The sequence below is a fragment of the Ligilactobacillus sp. RTP31139st1_D10_RTP31139_211217 genome (genome assembly GCF_040226755.1).
Taxonomy (GTDB): Bacteria; Bacillota; Bacilli; order Lactobacillales; family Lactobacillaceae; genus Ligilactobacillus; species Ligilactobacillus animalis.
The window spans coordinates 1-18,880 of the sequence record NZ_JBCOAR010000002.1; the positions used below are offsets into that span (position 1 = coordinate 1).

Annotated in this window: 20 protein-coding genes; 5 read left to right on the forward strand and 15 right to left on the reverse strand. The window is 40.3% G+C overall.

Going from position 1 to position 18,880, the window contains the following annotated elements; genetic code table 11:
* Positions 1-213 precede the first annotated feature (213 nt).
* Positions 214-609, forward strand: a complete 396-nt coding sequence (locus ABT996_RS09495) for a hypothetical protein (protein WP_010688867.1) — start codon at positions 214-216, stop codon at positions 607-609.
* A gap of 50 nt (positions 610-659) precedes the next feature.
* On the opposite strand, the gene glnA is transcribed toward ABT996_RS09495, so the two are convergent.
* The 4 genes from glnA to miaA form a co-directional block, all read right to left on the reverse strand.
* Positions 660-2,003, reverse strand: coding sequence for a type I glutamate--ammonia ligase (glnA, locus tag ABT996_RS01145; protein WP_010688865.1), 1,344 nt, complete (start codon positions 2,001-2,003; stop codon positions 660-662).
* Between the two features lie 23 nt (positions 2,004-2,026).
* Entirely contained in the window at positions 2,027-2,413 is a 387-nt protein-coding gene (locus ABT996_RS01150) for a MerR family transcriptional regulator (protein ID WP_010688862.1), read from the reverse strand.
* A gap of 142 nt (positions 2,414-2,555) precedes the next feature.
* A complete protein-coding gene (locus tag ABT996_RS01155) occupies positions 2,556-3,824 on the reverse strand; it encodes a methionine gamma-lyase family protein (protein WP_035449064.1) in 1,269 nt (422 codons plus the stop codon).
* A gap of 13 nt (positions 3,825-3,837) precedes the next feature.
* Positions 3,838-4,764, reverse strand: a complete 927-nt coding sequence (miaA, locus tag ABT996_RS01160) for a tRNA (adenosine(37)-N6)-dimethylallyltransferase MiaA (protein ID WP_035449062.1) — start codon at positions 4,762-4,764, stop codon at positions 3,838-3,840.
* A gap of 138 nt (positions 4,765-4,902) precedes the next feature.
* Here miaA and ABT996_RS01165 point away from each other — a divergent pair, with 138 nt between their 5' ends.
* The 3 genes from ABT996_RS01165 (at position 4,903) to ABT996_RS01175 (ending at position 6,362) form a co-directional block, all read left to right on the forward strand.
* Positions 4,903-5,079: a DUF3042 family protein gene (locus tag ABT996_RS01165; RefSeq protein WP_004047366.1), complete on the forward strand. Its 177-nt coding sequence runs from the start codon at positions 4,903-4,905 to the stop codon at positions 5,077-5,079.
* Positions 5,080-5,192: 113 nt separating this feature from the next.
* Positions 5,193-5,549, forward strand: coding sequence for an Arc family DNA-binding protein (locus tag ABT996_RS01170; protein WP_035449060.1), 357 nt, complete (start codon positions 5,193-5,195; stop codon positions 5,547-5,549).
* Between the two features lie 6 nt (positions 5,550-5,555).
* Positions 5,556-6,362 carry an SPFH domain-containing protein gene (locus tag ABT996_RS01175; RefSeq protein WP_035449058.1) on the forward strand — a complete coding sequence of 269 codons (807 nt, stop codon included), beginning with the start codon at positions 5,556-5,558 and terminating at the stop codon, positions 6,360-6,362.
* 149 nt (positions 6,363-6,511) lie between these two features.
* On the opposite strand, the gene ABT996_RS01180 is transcribed toward ABT996_RS01175, so the two are convergent.
* From ABT996_RS01180 to ABT996_RS01205, 6 genes are all read right to left on the reverse strand, one after another.
* Positions 6,512-6,931: a rhodanese-like domain-containing protein gene (locus tag ABT996_RS01180; RefSeq protein ID WP_010688855.1), complete on the reverse strand. Its 420-nt coding sequence runs from the start codon at positions 6,929-6,931 to the stop codon at positions 6,512-6,514.
* A 65-nt stretch (positions 6,932-6,996) separates the two neighbouring features.
* A complete protein-coding gene (locus ABT996_RS01185; protein ID WP_035449055.1) occupies positions 6,997-7,956 on the reverse strand; it encodes an ROK family glucokinase in 960 nt (319 codons plus the stop codon).
* A 20-nt stretch (positions 7,957-7,976) separates the two neighbouring features.
* A complete protein-coding gene (locus tag ABT996_RS01190) occupies positions 7,977-8,192 on the reverse strand; it encodes a YqgQ family protein (protein ID WP_004047356.1) in 216 nt (71 codons plus the stop codon).
* A gap of 19 nt (positions 8,193-8,211) precedes the next feature.
* Entirely contained in the window at positions 8,212-8,886 is a 675-nt protein-coding gene (locus tag ABT996_RS01195; protein WP_010688853.1) for a rhomboid family intramembrane serine protease, read from the reverse strand.
* 122 nt (positions 8,887-9,008) lie between these two features.
* Positions 9,009-9,158: a 50S ribosomal protein L33 gene (rpmG, locus tag ABT996_RS01200; RefSeq protein WP_004047352.1), complete on the reverse strand. Its 150-nt coding sequence runs from the start codon at positions 9,156-9,158 to the stop codon at positions 9,009-9,011.
* A 185-nt stretch (positions 9,159-9,343) separates the two neighbouring features.
* Positions 9,344-11,407, reverse strand: a complete 2,064-nt coding sequence (locus ABT996_RS01205) for a peptidoglycan D,D-transpeptidase FtsI family protein (RefSeq protein ID WP_010688851.1) — start codon at positions 11,405-11,407, stop codon at positions 9,344-9,346.
* A gap of 225 nt (positions 11,408-11,632) precedes the next feature.
* On the opposite strand from ABT996_RS01205, the gene ABT996_RS01210 reads away from it, so the two are divergent.
* Positions 11,633-14,260 (forward strand): YfhO family protein, encoded by a 2,628-nt coding sequence (locus ABT996_RS01210; RefSeq protein ID WP_035449054.1) that lies wholly within the window; start codon positions 11,633-11,635, stop codon positions 14,258-14,260.
* 44 nt (positions 14,261-14,304) lie between these two features.
* On the opposite strand, the gene dltD is transcribed toward ABT996_RS01210, so the two are convergent.
* The 5 genes from dltD to ABT996_RS01235 are packed head-to-tail and all read right to left on the reverse strand — an operon-like array spanning position 14,305 to position 18,718.
* Positions 14,305-15,576 carry a D-alanyl-lipoteichoic acid biosynthesis protein DltD gene (gene dltD / locus ABT996_RS01215; protein ID WP_035449052.1) on the reverse strand — a complete coding sequence of 424 codons (1,272 nt, stop codon included), beginning with the start codon at positions 15,574-15,576 and terminating at the stop codon, positions 14,305-14,307.
* Positions 15,576-15,806, reverse strand: coding sequence for a D-alanine--poly(phosphoribitol) ligase subunit DltC (gene dltC / locus ABT996_RS01220; protein WP_004047344.1), 231 nt, complete (start codon positions 15,804-15,806; stop codon positions 15,576-15,578). The genes dltD and dltC overlap by 1 nt, the downstream gene beginning before the upstream one ends.
* 22 nt (positions 15,807-15,828) lie before the next feature.
* Complete coding sequence (dltB, locus tag ABT996_RS01225) at positions 15,829-17,025, reverse strand: D-alanyl-lipoteichoic acid biosynthesis protein DltB (protein WP_010688847.1); 1,197 nt, start codon at positions 17,023-17,025, stop codon at positions 15,829-15,831.
* The gene (gene dltA, locus ABT996_RS01230; protein ID WP_035449050.1) at positions 17,025-18,557 is read right to left on the reverse strand and encodes a D-alanine--poly(phosphoribitol) ligase subunit DltA; all 1,533 of its coding nucleotides are present in this window, start codon (positions 18,555-18,557) and stop codon (positions 17,025-17,027) included. Before dltA ends, dltB begins: the two co-directional genes overlap by 1 nt.
* Positions 18,558-18,568: 11 nt before the next feature.
* Positions 18,569-18,718, reverse strand: coding sequence for a teichoic acid D-Ala incorporation-associated protein DltX (locus ABT996_RS01235; protein ID WP_004047341.1), 150 nt, complete (start codon positions 18,716-18,718; stop codon positions 18,569-18,571).
* Positions 18,719-18,880: the final 162 nt, after the last annotated feature.

Sequence of the window (18,880 nt, forward strand, 5' to 3'; positions counted from 1 at the left end):
CCATTTCTTTCGGTTTTAACATTGTCATAATAACCACCCACATTTTTACTTCTTTCCATGGTTTGTTATAACACATTATTCTATGTTTTTGGTAACAGTTAACCACTCCTCTGATTTACATCAATATATTTTTATCCAAACTTTCTCTTGATTTATCGAACGGATGTTCATATAATATAAATATCAAACAAATGTTCTAGGAGGGTGTTTACCATGACACTTAAAAAATTCTTCAGCCCTGAAAATTTGAGCAAATTGACTAAAAATCTCCATACTAAAGCACAATTATTCTTCGAACTCGAACAAACAACGCCCACTCCACGTACAACAGATTTTGCAAGTATCCCACCAAAACAACTTGCCCTTTTCTTACAACAAGCGATCCGCTCTCAAAAAACAGCTACCCTCACTTTAGCCCTAAAAGATGGCTCGACTGAAACACTCAGTGGCAAACTTGATTCGATCAAAAATCGTTTCGACGCTGTGACACTTAAGATATCAGATAAGCAGACCCGTGTCGTCTTTACCAAAGATATCGTTCATCTCGGTTTAGAACGTTTTTCTGTTAAAGATATCACCCTTCACCACCCAGTTCTTATCAGTAAATAGCAAAAAAACCTGTCGTAAAAATGACAGGTTTTTTAACTAATGTTTCATAATTAATAGAGTTCTAAGTATTGATCGCGTTCCCATTGGGATACTTCTTGGCGATATGCTTCCCACTCTAAACGTTTAGCTTCAACAAAGTTGTTGTATAGATGAGGGCCCATCGCATTGATGATCACTTCATCAGTCCGCAAAGCTTTTAGCGCATTATGCAAGGTCGATGGTAGATCCTCGATCCCATTAGCTTTGCGCTCTTCTTCACCCATAACATAGATATTGCGGTCAACTGGTTTTGGTGGTTCGATCTTATTCTTCAAACCATCTAACCCAGCGGCTAAGACAGCAGCTACCGCAAGATATGGATTAGCGGATGGATCAACACTACGCAATTCGACCCGTGTGGACAAACCACGAGCGATCGGTACACGGATCAATGGTGAACGGTTATGGCCAGACCAAGCTACGTAAACTGGAGCTTCGTAACCTGGAACTAAACGCTTATAAGAGTTGACCGTTGGATTCATGACCGCTGTATAGTTACGCGCATGTTTGATCAAGCCCCCTAAGAAGTAACGAGCTTCTTGTGAAAGTTGTTCTTCAGCATTTTCATCAAAGAAAACATTACCCTTTTCATTGAAAAGTGACATATTCAAGTGCATCCCTGACCCATTGATCCGATCAAGTGGTTTTGGCATAAATGTTGCATGTAGTCCATATTTTCTAGCTACAGTTTTAACAACCAGTTTGAATGTTTGGATATTATCACAGGCATGTAGTGCATCTGCGTATTTAAAATCAACTTCATGTTGACCAGGAGCAACTTCGTGGTGTGAAGCTTCAACATCAAAGCCCATCTTTTCTAATTCCAACACGATATCACGTCGACAATTTTCACCCAAGTCGACAGGGGCAAGGTCAAAATAACTTCCCTTGTCATTTAAATGTGTGGTTGGCTTACCTGTTTCAGGATCTAGTTTGAATAAGAAAAATTCTGGTTCAGGTCCAATGTTGAAGTCAGTAAAACCTAATTCTTTCATTTCATCCAAAATACGGATCAAATTATTTCTTGGATCTCCATAGAATGGTGTCCGATCAGCATTGTAAACTTCACAGATCAAACGCGCAACTTTTCCGTGTTCACTTCCCCACGGAAAGATCAACCATGTCGAGAGATCTGGGTAAAGCCACATATCGCTTTCTTCGATCCGCACAAAGCCATCGATCGAAGAACCATCAAACATCATCTTATTATCTAACACTTTATCAAGTTGGCTGATCGGAACTTCTACGTTTTTGATCGTACCGTAGAGATCAGTGAACATTAAGCGCAAAAATTGCACATGCTCATCTTTTGCCATTTTACGAATTTCATCTTTGGTGTAGTTAGGTTTTGCCATACTGATTGCTCCTTGTAATTTGATTAGAGACCGTTATTTCGGAAAGAAAATTGATTTTGTTTACTCAAACCGCTGACAGTCACGAATTCATCATGTAAGATCCGTCTAACATCAGCATCCGTCAACGATTTTTCACGTTTAGCTTGGCGTTTTGCCTCTTCTTGGGCGCGTTCGGCATAGATCTGCTTGATCCCTGCCATATTGATACCCTCAGCTAAATAATCTTTGACTTCTAATAATTTATCAATATTATTCAACGAATACATCCGACGATTGCCTTCATTTCGTTCAGGTATGACCAATCCCTGTTCCTCATAATAGCGGATCTGTCGTGCAGTTAGATCGGTAAGTTTCATGACCGTCCCGATCGGCAAAACAGCCAATGAGCGGCGTAACTCTTTTTCCTTCATAACATCCTCCTTTAGATCACTCCATTATCATAGCAACTCTAAATTGCATTGTCAACCACTTATGTTACATTTTATAACATAGAATAATAAATATTTATTTTTTTAGTAAAAAAAGCCGAGTATAGACCCGACTTTTGACTGACTAATCCTTATAAAATGCTTCTTTGGCGGCTTCCGTGACGGCTAATTTAACATGCGCATAAGATAGACCACCTTGAATATAGAGACAGTATGGCTCACGCAAAGGACCGTCAGAGGAAAGTTCGATCGTTGAACCTTCTGTGAAGCTCCCGGAAGCCATAATAACTTGATCTTCATAGCCATCCATATAACTTGGCACTGGATCAACAAAAGCATTCATCGGTGAATTATGCTGGATCGCAGCACAGAACTTGATCATTGGTTCTGGCTTACCAAATGTGACCGTTTGAACGAGATCTGTTCGCGGTGCATCCCATTTAGGCGAAACTTCCATTCCAAGTTCTTCTAACAAAGCAGCCGTATAGATCGCACCCTTGATCGCTTCACCTGTTGTATGTGGTGCCATAAAGACACCTTGATAGAAATCACGTAGATAGCCCCAAGTTGGACCTTCAGCCTTACCTAAACCAGGAGCATAAAGTTGCGCCGCTGCTTGAGCCACTAAATCTTTACGCCCAACGATAAAGGCACCGCCTTTAGCGATCCCCGCACCAGCATTTTTGAATAATGAACCCGCCATCAGATCTGCTCCATAAAATGATGGTTCTGTTGTTTCGGAAAATTCACCGTAACAATTATCGATGAAGATCACTGCATTGGGGGCATATTGTTTTACAAATTCGATCATTTCTTTAACTTCATCAACAACGAAACTATCGCGGGTCGCATAACCACGTGAGCGTTGGATCGCGACCATCTTGATCGACTTATCATTTTGTAATTTTTCTTTGACTGCATCATAGTCGACTTTGCCTTGTTCATTTAATGGAGTGTAGTCAAAATTGATATCATATTCTTTGAGCGTTTTTGGATTATCGCCCACAACACCGATAACTTGTTGGATCGTATCATATGGCATCCCTGTCATATAATAAAGCGTATCTTTAGGACGTAAAACACCGTAAAAAGCAGTTGCGATCGCATGTGTTCCTGAGATAAGTTGCGGACGAACTAAAGCGTCATCGACTTTAAAGTAGTCAGCAAAGATCGCTTCAAGTTTTTCACGTCCCATATCATCAAAGCCATACCCTGTTGAACCAACTAGATCTTCTTCAGCGACCCGGTGTTTTCTAAATAAACTTAACAAGCGTTGTTGATTGTAGAGCACTTGTTCATCGATCTTTTGTAAGTGACCGCTGATCTTTTCATCAACTTTCGCCACCTTTGCGATCAGATCCTCTGGTAAGTTTTGTTTCCATGAATTTAACATTGAAAATCCTCCATTATTTTGCGAGCCAGTCCGTAACCAACTCAATAATTTTTTCTTTTTGTGCTGGATGTTGTACGATATCAAACCAATTAACATCCATTTTATTGCGAAACCATGTCAATTGACGTTTGGCATAGCGTCGTGAATTTTGTTTGACTGCCAAAACAGCCTCTTCAAGCGTGCTCTTATCCTCAAAATATGGATAAAATTCCTTATATCCGATCCCTTTTCCTGGAGGCAATTCAGCCCCACCTTGCTCATAGAGAAAACGAGCTTCTTCCAACAAGCCCTGTTCTAACATCAGATCGACCCGTTGATTGATCCGTTCGTACAATAAAGCCCGCTCCGTCGTCAAACCGATGATCAAGGCATCGTAAGCTGAACTTTCTTGATCAGCCTGACTAGAAAATAAATTCCCAGTTTTTTCATAGACCTCTAAAGCCCGCACGACCCGTTGTTCATTTTGAAATGGGATCTTTGCAGCTGCCTTAGGGTCGATCTGAGCTAATTTTTCCCATAATTTTTTTTGCCCATATTCAGCTGCAAAAGCATGCCATTTGTTGCGTTTAGTCTCAGCTTGATCATAACTATCTTGCCCCAGCTTAAAATCATTTAATAACGCATGAAGATAAAAACCAGTTCCCCCAGCTAAGATCGGCAGTTTATCTTCCTTAGCGATCATTTGGGCATCTTGTTTACAATGCGCAATAAAATCCGCTACAGAAAAGCGCTGATCGATCTCATTTATATCAAGCATATAATGCTTGATGCCCTGCATTTCGGCGGGAGTCACCTTAGCCGTCCCAATATCCAGTCCACGGTAGATCTGCATCGAATCTCCTGAGATGACCTCACCATTGAATTTTTGGGCTAATTCAACAGCTAATGCCGTTTTCCCCACTGCAGTTGGTCCCACGATCAATAGTAGCTTTTGTGCCATTATCTTTCCTTTCTACAAGACTAATTTATTCACATGATTAATACTATCATATTTTTTAGCCAAAAGAGTTAAATACTGGATATTTTTTGGCTAATCATTCATAATAGGAGTAGTAATTCAAAAAGGAGGAATTCCCCTATGAAGACATTTGGTAAAGGCTTCTTAGTTGGCACGTTAACTGCTTTTAGTGCAGTTGCAGGTTGTGTTTACGCATTCAAGAAGACTGTAGTTGAACCGATTGAAGAACGCGAAGCTGTGTTGGATCAACATCGTCGTCGTGCATTGCGCAAGCGCCGTTCTTCCCATCAAGGATAATAGATAAGCTACCCACTCCATTTTCTAGAGTGGGTATTTTTATTTACTTTATCGTTCCCTAGCGATATCATAATGATATCGTAATGCTAAAATATTTTTAAGTGAGGATGCTTATGGACAAAGATGAAATGACGACCTTCTTATTTCGGTTGCCAGCTTCATTAAAAGAAAAACTAAGTAAGAAGGCTAAAGAAGAAAATAAAAGTGTCAATGCAACATTGCAATCGATCGTTGATGAATCTTTAACTAAGCCCACTAGTTCTGAGGCCTTAGAGAAACGAATGTTTTTAGGCAAACGCGTTTCGGCTAGGCAATTTGATGAACTCGATGGTCTAGTTAAAGTCGATGGCATCTATTATCGCTACTTGATCGAAAGTAACCAACCCTTAAAACTCGGTCACGATTATATCATCATCGAAGCGGTGGGGAATATCTTAACTTTACGACCACTTAATAATAAAGAGGAGTGAACTATTATGTTTGGGATCAAGATCGTTCGACAAAACTGTAAGGGACTCGTTGAGACCTTAGGTAAATATTCACGTTCAGTCGATGCTGGCTTACAATTCTACGTCCCTATCTTTCAAAAGATCCGGACAGTCGAATTAGCTATGCATCCACTGCGTTTACAAAAATATTCTGTCATCACGCAAGATAATGCTGAGATCGAGGCAAGCGTCACTTTGAACTATCACGTTACTGATGCTAAAAAATACACTTATGAGAACTCTGACTCTGTAGAATCCATGGCTCAACTAGTTCGGGGGCATCTACGTGATATCATCGGACGGATGGATCTAAACGCTGCGTTAGGTTCGACCTCTAAGATCAATGCTGAACTTGCACATGCGATCGGAGATTTGACAAATATCTATGGGATCAATGTCGATCGGGTCAATATCGATGAATTGACCCCTTCTAAAGAGATCCAAAAAGCCATGGACAAACAGTTGACCGCCGACCGTGAACGGGTAGCTGCGATCGCTCGAGCCGAAGGGGAAGCACGCAACATCAAATTAACGACCGACGCTAAAAATAAAGCCTTAGTCGAAACTGCACAAGCCCAAGCCCAAGCGACTAAAACACGGGCTGACGCTGAAAGTTACCGGATCACCAAGATCCAAGAAGCTTTAAAAAACGTTGATGATAATTACTTCAAAGATCAAAGTATCACGGCTTTTACCAACCTTGCCGAATCAGATACTAATCTAGTCGTACTTTCCAAAGAAGATATTACCGAACTAGGACAAGTACCTGTTATCAAAAAAATGTTAGATCAATAATGCCCTCAATGTCGGGCAGCACGACAAACAGCTATGATGCAAAATTACGCATCATAGCTGTTTTTGATATTTTAAAGCCTAATAGATCCTACCTCACAGCTTTTTTACAAAAATATGGGTGATAACCTTATCGCCATCACCCATACCTACTAGATTTTTTTAGTTTTCTTTTTGCCATCCCATTTAGAGTAACCACCCTTTAAAATGTAGATGTCGTTAAAGCCTTCTTTTTTCAAACGAGCTGCGATCCGGATCGGCATCGCTTTAGTCGTATCATAAAGATAAACTGGCGCATCTTTGCGCAAGGCATTTTCATAGAGTTTGAATTGTGCAAATGGCATATTTCTTGCCCCTAAAATATGTGAGCGTCCAAACTCTGCACTATCGCGTAGATCGATCACTTGTCCTTTACGTAGGCCTTGTTTGAACTCATCGCTTTCAACGATATGAGCAACTTTCTTGCCCCGGTACCACCAATATAGTTGTGTCCCAAGCATCCATAATAAGATAATGACCAAAACAAGGTCGATCCAAAGCCATGCTGAAATTTCACCCAATACAAAATTCATAAAAAAAACCTCCTAGACTAAAACAGTCTCACCCAAAAGCGAGACTGTTTAATTGATCAATACGTTTATTTAAATTCCAAAGCTAAAGAAGCAGCCCCGATAACCCCAGCAGAGTTACCCAATTGTGCTAATTTTAGTTTTGTCGTATTGCGGATCGTTGGGAATGCAAATTGCTTGAAGTAAGCTTCAACTTGATCCAATAAGAAGTCCCCTGCAGCAGAAACACCGCCACCGATAACAACATATTCTGGATGCAAAATGCTACTGATATTAGCACTTGCTAACCCTAAGTAATAACAAACACGATCAACAACACGTTTAGCCAAGATATCATCTTGTTTAGCTAGATCAAAGACCATCTTGGAGCTGATCTCTTCACCGTTATCTAAAGCACGCTTCAATTCAGAATCGCCAGCAAATTCTTCAGCCATATCACGTGCTACGCGTACAACACCAGTAGCTGAAGCATATGTTTCTAAACAACCTTTGTTACCACATGTGCAAAGGTAGCCATCAGGTTGAACGTTGATATGACCAACTTCACCCGCTGCACCTAAACCATGCAATAAGTTGCCATCAGCGATCAAACCGCCACCAACACCGGTACCTAAAGTGATAAATGCAACGTTAGCAGCATTTTCACCCGCACCTTTCCAACGTTCACCTAAAGCAGCAACGTTAGCATCGTTGTCAAGCGCAAACTTGATCCCTGTGCCTTTTTCGATCTCAGCTTTAACATTTTGAACTGTCTTCCAGTTCAAGTTGTAAGCACCTACGACCGTGCCAGCAGCCCGATCAACGGTCCCTGGTGTCCCCATCCCAATACCGATAAATTGGTCTGGTGTCATTTCATATAAATTCAAGTGATGGTTGATCGATCCAATGATATCAGGTACGATATGTGAACCTTCATCCAAAATGTTAGTTTCAATACTCCATTTTTGTTGGATCTCACCATCTGCTGTTAAAATTGCAAATTTGATCGTTGTCCCACCAAGGTCAACGCCGATAAGTTTCTTGTCCATACTAATATGTCTCCTCAAATCTAAATATCCTTAGCTGCTTCGTATTGCTCCTCAATGCGGTGTTCCCGCGTCAAGACTAATTTGGCACTCAAAAAGACTTGTTTATCGATCGCATCAGCTTTATATAAATTGTCCAGCTCGATCGCCATCAATTCGATATCCCAAAGCCTTTTGCCGACATAAACAAAGATCCCAAAATGCTTCAAAAGCTGTTGAACATCATATAACGTCTTCATGAAAACCTCTCCCTCAAAATTATACTGGATATTGCCAGTGATTGAAACCGGTCTGCAACAATAATCCATATACAACTACTAGAGCAACAACACTAACGATCCGTTTCATCCTTGGAATAGCTCCTACATTAGGCACACCGACTGCATAAGAAGCCAAAAAGCCGGCCAAGAGTCCACCTAAGTGCCCCCAAATATCGATACCTCCTGCAAAGAGATCAAATCCAAGGTTAAGTACGATCAAAACTAAAAATTGCCGTGAGATCATTCTGATATACTGGTTCTGTCTAAATGATTCTCCTAGCATCAAATAGGCGCCAAAAAGCCCAAACAGCGAAGTACTTGCCCCCGCTGAAATGTTGTTTGAGAGTGCAAAACTCAAGATGTTGCCTCCCACGCCACTTATTAAATATAAGGCTAAAAAACGCCACTTGCCGAATAGCTGTTCCAGCTGTACTCCCAGAAAATACAATGTCAATAGATTTAAGGCTAAATGCTCTAATCCGATATGAATAAACATCGGCGTGAACAAGCGCCAAAGCTCACCTTGAATGATCAAAGGGTTGTATTTAGCCCCCCATGCGATCAAGTTGACTGCATTTTGAGTCCCGCCACTTAGAGTCATTCCAATAAAAACTAAAAGATTGACAGCAATCAGTCCGTAAGTAACGATCGGCTTTTTGTGAAAGCTGTTCATAACTGGTCCCCCAATTTGGTCTGGTTTATCCTATTTTAGCACAAACCACAGCTGAGGTCTTGCCTTTATGCAACCGGTTCATCAAACTTTCAAAAAAAAACAACAGGGTTTTAAACCTGTTGTTATTTTGTTTCACGATGTAAAGTAACCTTGTGATCGCGTGGGCAGTACTTCTTAAGTTCAAGACGATCTGGGTTATTACGCTTGTTTTTGTTTGTCAAATATGTTTGTTCATGACATTCTGTACATTCTAATGTAATATTTACACGCATGTTCTAAACCTCCCATACATATCAGTTCCTAAAAATGCACTTGGCATCTTCAACGTTTAATATCATATCATCTTTTGCCGTCGATTACCAGTATTTTTTAGCTATTTGTTAAGGAAAATTCCTTGACAGCAAAAAAATCGACTTTAAACACGCCTGTTACCTGTTTAAAGTCGATCAAAAATCATTTATTTAAAACCATCACTGGATTGAACTGTTTTCCAGTAAGCTTCATAGATCTGTTTGACAGTCTCAGTATTGATCTTACTGTTGGAGTCGGTAATATTAGGGAAAGCAACTACAACTACGACTTGGGGATCGTTAGCTGGTGCATAACTGATCGCACTTAAAGTCTCAGTCTCGGTATTGTTATAAAATGTTTGTGCTGTCCCTGTCTTAGCTGCGATCTCAGGTTTTACCGAAGCCATAGAGCCCCCAGTCCGATAAGTATTAGAACCATGGACCACGCGCCAAAGACCTGTTTTAACAACATCCCATTGATCTTTTGTACCATCAACGACATTCAAAACATTTGGTTGCATTTCGTATTTTACAGGACCTAACGAACCATCCCTATTCGTCTTGCGGATCGACTTTAGGATGTGTGGCTGCAAACGATAGCCCCCATTAGCGATCGTTGAAGCATATTGCGCTAATTGGATCGGAGTATACGCATCATAGTTACCAAACGATAAGTCTAACGCATTACCGATATGTGACTGATCGGCAGCCCCTTCAAACCCACTAGCTTCGCCTGGAATATCGATCCCAGTTTTGACACCTAGACCGTATTGTTTAAAGTTTTGACGCAATTTATCAAAGATCGAGGTCGGTAAATTGAGCGCTGCACCCGAAGTATATTTAAAGCCCCCTTCTAACATTGCCAATTTCATCATGTACGTGTTAGATGAGACCTGTAAGGCATCGGCCGCGGTAAGACTCATGTTAGCTGCCCCTGTCTTGTTGAACCAAGATGTCTTAGCCGCAGTACCAGCTAACTTGATCGGTTCTTCGAGTAAAGTATTGTTGGTCGGGGTGATAACACCATCGTTCAAAGCTCCCATGACCATCGCCCCTTTGACAACAGACCCCATTACAAAAGTCTGATTGATCGTTCCCAGTGCATTTTCTTTCACTTCACCCGTGGAAAGGTCACGACTGACCCCAGCTAAAGCATAGATCCCACCAGTCTTAGGATTCATTACAACGGCATAGCCTCCTGGAATATACGGATTGCTACCAGCGGCATTTTTCACATTATCCTCAACGATCTTTTGGACTTGATTTTGAAAATCCGCATTGATCGTCAATTGCAGATTATCCCCGGGACTACCGCCATATTGTTTGACTTCTTTGATGATCTCATTATTTTGCGTTTGAACATTAATGACCTCTTTTGTTCCCTTGAGCGCATTTTCGTATTGAGATTCGATATAACTTGAACCCACACTATCATTACGCGAATAACCCTCAGCCAGTAATTTATTGATCTGATCGCTAGGAAGTCCCTGCTTTTCTGACGTCACAGTCCCAATGACACTCTTAACTGATTCACCATTAGGATAAGAGCGTGCCCAACTAGTGCCGATCTTGACACCTGGTAATAAGGACAAGTGCTCGCCGACTTCAGCCATCTCGGTATCACTGACATCACTTGTCTTAAGATAGATGGTCGATAAAGCATAAGCACCTACCATCTTGGCATATAACACAGCTGCTTGTTCTTGTTTCTCTGACATCTTTTTGACTAAGTTGTGCTTTTTAACGTAATCGGTCTGCAACTTAGTCAATTTTTCATTATCTTGCATCGTATCGGCATTGGGAATATGCTTATTGACCGCTTCAGTGTGTTTAGGATCAGCTAAATAATAATCGACCTTATTACGCTCGGTCAAAGTATCAGTTTCAACACTGACATAATTAACTAAATTGTTAGCGACTTTATACATTTGACTTGAAGTCACGCTCAGCGGTTTAGTATACGTGATCGCACGTGAAGTATTATTGGCGACTAATAATTTTCCCGTTGAATCGTAGATCGTACCCCGTTGCACATTTCTGGTCTCAGTTTGATTGTCACTACTAGTTGCTTCCGACTCGAACTTAGGACCATGAATGATCTGCAGATAAGCTAATTGTCCGATCAAGGCTGCAAAAAGTAAAAAGACGATCAAAAAGAGAAAATTTAATCTGAATGGTATTTGCGAACGCTTTTGCTTATTTTGCGCATTCGCTTTTCTTAAGAATCTCACCACAATTCTCCTCTACTAATATTATTAACACTACGAATTATCCTAGCACAAATTAACTAAAATCGGTACCTCAGATACTACCTTTATATTATATACGATATACAGACGTTTAAATACTAAATTTTTTAAAAGACCAGTTAAAACAAGCACTATTCGAAATCCTTTTCTCGTTGTGGTATCCTATAAGCTGATAATATTCAAAAATTTGAAAGGATCACGCTAGATATGAAAGAATATCTCAAAAAACATTATCCCCTTGTTTTGAGCTTTTGGACTCCAGTATTGCTCATGCTTGGGTATTTTATCTACCGTGGCTTTTATCCCTTTGGTAGCTCCAGTGTGTTGACAGTCGACCTGGGGCAGCAATATGTCGACTTTTTTGCTTATTTTCGCCATACCTTGCTGCATTCCCCGAGTGAACTACTCTACTCATTTTCAAAAGCCTTAGGGGGCCCGATGATAGGTGAAGCTGCCTATTACCTATTGAGTCCATTTAATCTCTTATTTGTCTTTTTTCCTGGCAAATATCTGACAGCTGGATGTCTACTCATCTTACTACTAAAATACGGATGTGCTGGCTATACCTTTGGGCGTTTACTCAAAAACGAACTCAAATTGAATGGGTGGATGATCCCAGCACTTGCTACCAGCTATGCTTTGATGGGCTGGATGATCGCTAACCAACTGAATATGCTTTGGCTAGATGCACCGATCTTTTTACCGTTGATCATCTCAGCTTTATATCGTCTCTTACAAAAAAAGCGCAGTCTCGCCTACGTCTTATGGCTAGCTGCAATGATGATCATCAACTATTATATGGCTTACATGATCTGTCTATTTTTAGTTTTATTTTTTGCTTGGTATCAAACAGCATACTTTGCGGGTCTCAAAAAGTTTTGGTCACAGCTTTACCTTTTTATAAGTCGTTCTCTTTTAGCTGTTGGCGTCTCGGCCCTTGTCCTTGTTCCAACTTATTATTCGTTGGTCGCTAGTAAAGGACAATACACCGAAAAAAATTTCCAATTACACTTTGAATATGCTCCCCTCAAGATGCTTTCAAAATTTGTGATCGGCGCATTTAATTTTGAACAAATGCCCGAAGGATTCCCGAACCTTTTTGTCGGTAGTCTCGCTTTGATCGGCGCACTGCTATATTTTATCAGCTTAAAGACCGACTGGCGTTCAAAGCTAGCTGCCTTTTTAGTGAGCACCTTTCTTTGGCTTTCTTTATGCTTTGAACCACTCGACCTATTGTGGCACGGGATGCAATTTCCCGTATGGTATCCCTACCGCTTTTCCTTTGTCGTTAGTTTTTGGATGATCTTCTTGGCTGCCTTGGCTCTCAAAGAAAATCAATTTTGCCTTAAAAATCACCAATCTTTGATCTGCTTGGGGATCTTTACAGCTGGCTTGAGCTATGTTTATTTTAATTCCAAGAGTTTTGACTACGTATCAGAACAAGTTTTATTACTCACAGCTCTCTTCAATGTTTTGCTCTTACTCGTCTTGACGGTCAAAAAGACACCGCTCAACCAACGACTAACACCGCTAGTCATCTTTTTCTTGGTATGCTTTGAAATGTTAGTTAATACGGCTTATTCGCTCAATAACATCAGCTATTTGACTCAAGCTGAGTTTGCTGGGCCAACTAAAGTCATCGCCCAAGATCAAAAGAAATTGGCCCAATTAGATACTGGCTTTTATCGAACGGCTCAGCTTTATGGTCGGACTAAAGACGATGGCTTGGCTCATGATCTAAAAACAGGTTCTTACTTTAGTTCTGCCCTTGAAAAAAGTATCCCTGATTTCTATGGTCAATTAGGTCAACCCGATGGCGATAACTATGTGGGCTACTATAATGGAACTTTGATCAGCGATTCGTTGCTCGATATGAAATACCTCCTTCAAGCTAAAGATAAGGCCGAACTTGATCTAAGAGCTTCAGATAAAGTCGACCTTAATGTTACCAGTTATCGTCCCGATACCAAGCTTTATTCCCTACGCGCCCAGACTGATCAAACTAGGATCTATCAAAATCCTTATGCGATCGGACTTGGTTATAGTGCTGATAAAAAATTAAAGCAACTCAAAGTTCTCTATAATCAGCCACTGACCTATCAGACGAATTGGCTAAATGCAGCGACTGGCTCAGCTAATACGACTAAGTATTTTTATGCTGCTAATTTTAATGAAGTCGTCTTTCAAAATACTAAAAAGCAGATCAACCTTACGGGTGCCTTTTTCAAAAAGACCGATCTGGCTAAACCCGCGCAGATTATCTTTAAATTCACACCTGAGACTGATGACCCTTACTACCTGACACTCGGTGCTAGTCTCGATGGCGATTCTGCTACTTGGTATTTAGGGAGTAAAGAGTATCCTTACTATAAGACCTTCAGACATACAATCGTTTTAAATCCGACTGTATCTGGGAGTGATGATGAAGTCGTTATTACCGCTAAATTCAAGAAAAACAGTCTTTGGTTGGAGAATTTCGTCCTCTACCGCATGGATAGATCCTTGGTCGAACAAAAACTAAACCAGCTCCAAAAGAGTTCGTGGCAGCTTGCAAAAGCTACTGCTCACAGATTAACGGGCACGATCGATATCACTAAGTCAAACCAACTCTTTGCGACGACGATCCCTTATAGCAAGGGCTGGCAGGCAAAGGTCGATGGTAAAGCAGTCAAGACCTACAAGATCCAAGATACCTTCGTTGGTTTTGATATCGGCCAAGGTAAACATCAAGTGACTTTGACCTTTACTCCACCCGGCTTATATTTAGGAATAATATTGACTTTAGTTTCACTAGTGCTAGTTTTCATAATAAGACTAAGGGAAAATAAAGCTTAAAAAAACGCATCTAATACAGCAAAAGTTGCCGTATTAGATGCGTTTTATTTTGTTACTTGATCTAGATCTTTACCATCGAGCTGTTGCCAAGACTTACTGTAGAAGTAATTATCGATCTGATATTTTGGTTTTGGTTGATCTTTAGTTAAAAATGGAGCTACTGCTTGATCCATCTTCAACCAACCACGCCAACCTAAGTGGATCGTATCTTGCATGAAATAGCGCTCACCATCATCCTTAGAAAGGTCAACGATATTGTTGAAACCTTGTTGTCGCAACTGATAAGTGATCTTTTGGTTAAAATCTTGCAACATTTCTTGTGATAAGCCAGTATAATCTGACCAATGTTTGTTTACTGGTGGGATCACAAAGATCACATCAGTATTATTTTTGGCAAATTGATTCAAGACTAATTGGAAATCAGCAAACTCAGGCGATCTTACATAGCTGTACTTGCTTTGCTTTCCCTTTAACTTCTTGTATTTTTTGCGCAAATTCTTATCAAAAAACTTATTACTGATCTCAAACGGATTATTCGTTGTGTTTTCTTGGCCTAGTTTATAAGCGATCGCATCAAGTTGTTCAAAATCATACTTATCGGGTAAGACTTTCGCAACTCTAGTGATCCTTTGCGTATTATCCTTTAAAGCCAGTGTCGAAAACAATTCATCTTCGTGTTGCAATTGGTTGTATTTCAAATCAAGATATGTCTTCATCGAGCTAGACAATTCTTGACCAGCTGCAACTTTTTGGATCGCTTGTTTTAAGATCGTATCATTTTGGACTGATGGCATCTGCAATAGACGCTTAGCCGCAAAACGGTCCATCTTATCGTCTTGTGCCTGACGCAACCACGTAACAGCTTCAAGATTGGAATAATATAGACCAAAGGCCCCGGGATCGGTTCCCTTAGGCACAAACCACTGTGGTGAGATGATCATCACAGCTTTTTTATTTTTCAACTGTTGATTGATCCCTTGCATCCCAAAAAATTGAGAAAGCGAGGTCGATCCTGGTCCCCCAAGTAAAAATGGGCGATAACTGCGATCATAGTGACTAGCTAAGGTAGCTGGATGAAAGGCGTCCATTCGCGATAATTCCGAAGAACCAAAAAATGGAACATAATTTTCTTCCAGAGCTTTTTGCTTCACCACTGTCCCTTTAAAAATATTCTTTGACTGGGACAAGGCAGCTACCTCAACTGTCTTATCATTGATCTTACGAAAATTAAAGGGTGAGATCAACAAAAGCGTCAATAGGACAGCCGCCAAAATGATCGGACCGAAGATCTTAAAGAGCTTCTTTTTTACGTCCATTACTGCATACTTTCTACTTTCGCGATAATTTTGTTAGGTGTGTTCCATTCAGTTCTTTCAAACTCAGAAACTGGCACGTCAACGCCACATTGAGCTTGTAATTCCAATAACATTTGCACTGTTCCCATTGAGTCTAAAAGACCAGTTTCAAAGATATCGATGTCAAGATCGTTTCTTACTTCATCGCTACCTGTTAAATCTTCTAAAATGTCCAATACTGTATCTTTCATGTTTAAAACCTCCAAAAATTATCTATGCAAAAAATAGTGTATTCAAAAAACCTGAGAAAATCAAGAAGCTAAAGCAAACTACATTGAATGTGATAAAGATAGCTAGAGCTTCCGTAAATTTGTTGTGCGGTATCTTCTCTTTGTGGCGCTTTTTAAAGCGTAACCACATATCACACAAATTGATCGCCACTGCATGATACAAACCATAGACGATGTAATACCAAGTTACTCCATGCCAAAAGCCCATGATCAAAAAGAGCGTCAAATAACCCACATTGGCGATCGCAATACGACTCTTGAGCAATTTCTTCTTCATCATAAAGAAGACTAACCGCATGTAGATGTAATCTCTAAACCAAAACGACAAAGTCATATGCCATCTGTTCCAGAAATCTTTGATATTCTTGGCAATAAATGGTTTGTTAAAGTTCATCGGCGTTTGGATCCCCATAATATAACTGATCCCGACCGCAAATAAACTATAACCTGCAAAGTCAAAGAACAGATCCATCGAGTAGGTATACATATACGCGATCACCCACCATGACCAGCCACCATGAGCTAAAGCCAAAGCAGAGATCTTAGGTAACATTACGACCCCAAATAGATATGCCAGTAAAAACTTGTAGACAAAGCCTAAAAAGATATACCACATGGCTTTATCTAATAAAGCTAAATACTTATCACGTGCGGGTACCTTTTTATAATCACCTAAAAATCTGCGGTAGCGGTCGATCGGTCCAGATGAGATCGTTGGGAAAAAGAGCAAGAAGTGGACAACTTCACTTAGTCCAACTTCTTTGATGATCCCATCTCTGATCTCCATGATCATCCCCACAGCTTTAAAGGTCAAATAACTGATCCCTAAAAAGCCAATGATCGATTCACGACCATTATTCATGACTGGTGCTAGCTTAACGATCACTAGCGGTAGGATCGACAAAATAACAGTCAAATTGAAGATCCAAGAAGCATTTTTACGTTTTCGATAAGCAAGGTAACCATAGATCAGCAAAAGTTCAAAAATAATATATCCGATCAAGGCGACCCCTTGTTCCCATTTTACGCCCCCAAAGGTCAGCAATAAAAATAGAAACGAGATGATCGTTTCATAAACTCTAAAGCGTCGACCGTATAAAAGTCCTACCATGATCGGCAAGAGACCGATCGCCAGTAATACAAAATAGGTCGGATCTTGGTACGGTTGCATATTAAGCATTAGTCATTAACCTCTTTCATCAAAGATTTGCGATCGATCTTACCGTTAGCTGTCAACGGCAATGAATCGACGTAAATAAATTTTTGAGGCATCATATATGACATCATCGTTTCTAAGAGTTCTTGTTTGATCGCTTGGGTCAGCTTGAAGTCACTCTCAAAATCTGCTGTCTTAGTCTCATCTTTGACCACATAAGCGATCAATTGACTGACTTTATGATCTTTACCATACCGTGGGACTGTCGTAGCTTGAGCAACATAGCTCACTTTATCTAAATGATGATCAACATCTTCTAGTTCGATCCTAAATCCGTGTAACTTGATCTGAAAATCGATCCGTCCCTTATACAACAACTGTCCGGCTTCATCATATTGTCCCAGATCACCGGTTTTATACGCAGGACGTCCGTCAAACTCAACAAACGCATGCGCCGTTTTTTCTGGATTATTCAAATATCCCTTTGAAACACTTGGGCCTGCGATCAAGATCTCACCACTTTGCCCTTGTTCAACTGGTTTGCCCTCTTCATCGATCAATACGATAGTGGTATCTGCCTTAGCTTGGCCGATCGGTAACCGTGGATATTTTTCCAAGATCTCAGCTGTGATCTCAACTGCACTGACAGCCACAGTCGCCTCAGTTGGGCCATAAGTATTATAGATCTTAGCTTCAGGAAAGCGTTGTTTTAAAGTCGCAGCTGTCTTGTGCGTTAATTCTTCCCCGCAGAAGAAGAAATGCGTCAATTCAGGAAGATTTTTTGCATCAAAAGTTGGTTGTAGTAAGCAAATATCCATAAATGATGGTGTTGAGACCCATTCACTCACATGCAATTTAGGTAAAACTGCAAATAACTCCTTGAAGTTATCCGTTGTTTCCTTAGGCAAGACTGTCAGTTGCCGGCCTGCTGTCAAAGTTGGATAGAGATCCATCACTGAGAGGTCAAAGGAATATGGTGGTTGTGATAAACAGATGCCATCTTTAGCCAAACCAAAATCCGTTTGCATCCAATTGTTGAAACTGACTAAATTATCGTGGCTGATCTGAACACCCTTTGGTACCCCTGTAGTCCCAGAAGTGAAGATGATATAGAAGTTATCATCTCCAGCAACATAGTTTTCAGAGGCTTCATATGTAGCCTTTGTCGCAAAAATTTCTGCCAACTTAGCTGGTGTAACGACGGGTAATGTCCCTAATTCTAAAGGCAACTCTTCGACTGCGATACAAGCAGCTGGACGAGCGATCTCATTTATAACTTCGATCCGTTCCAGTGGTGAATGAGCATCAACAGGGATATAAGCATGTCCTGCTTTGACTGCACCTAAAAAAGCAGCGATCATTTCAAATGTCTGCCCACCAAAAACGATCACAGGTGCACCTTTAGGTAAGTTTAATTCGACCAAATAACTAGCTAAAGCATCAGAATATGCCTTGAGCTCAGCATACGTATTGGTCTTACCTAAATAATCATAGGCAATTTTAGTTGGCGTTTCGATCCCCCAGTGATCGATCGCTTTGATTAAATTTTCTGCCAAACAAATCACTCCTAAAATTCGTTGTAGATAAAGTGTGGTTGATTTACACCACTGTAACTATAGAGATAGACCAGTGCAAATAAAACAGCAAAATAAAAAACTGTTTTTAAAGCAAATGTGACATACTCATTTTTAAAAAACTTTGTCCACTTTTCTTTCAATATTTTTCTCCTAATCTATATATTGATACGTAGGTAAAATCTACCTCAACTAATTTATATTACAATACTCTTATATTAGATTACAAGACTAATCGCACAAGGCTTGATCAGTCAAGCACTTGCCCTAAAGTAATTAAAGACCAATGCCCCCCAAAAAGCAAG